We start from the raw sequence: 278 nt of genomic DNA, 5'->3' as shown, positions 1-278 counted from the left end.
ACCCGAATTTATGAAAAACGATCCGCAATCTTGTCGGGACACGGCATCAGAAATATTCTGGAGCCATCAAAATTTGATGATTGCCGTGTCCCTACCCGAATTTATGAAAAACGATCCGCAATCTTGTAGGGACACGGCATCAGAAATATTCTGTCCAAGTGAAAATTGTACGATCGCCGTGTCCCTACCCGAATTTATGAAAAACGATCCGCAATCTTGTCGGGACACGGCATCAGAAATATTCTGGAGCCATCAAAATTTGATGATTGCCGTGTCCC

At 44.2% G+C, this 278-nt stretch carries 1 protein-coding gene; it reads left to right on the top strand.

Features of this window, described 5'->3' with window-relative positions:
• Positions 1-10 precede the first annotated feature (10 nt).
• On the top strand, positions 11-278 hold a 268-nt coding region (locus tag MiSe_RS50210), incomplete at its 3' end, for a hypothetical protein (protein ID WP_226595105.1).

This window comes from Microseira wollei NIES-4236 (assembly GCF_020521235.1).
GTDB classification, from domain to species: Bacteria; Cyanobacteriota; Cyanobacteriia; order Cyanobacteriales; family Aerosakkonemataceae; genus Microseira; species Microseira wollei.
This window is presented reverse-complemented; position numbering and strand designations above follow the sequence as displayed.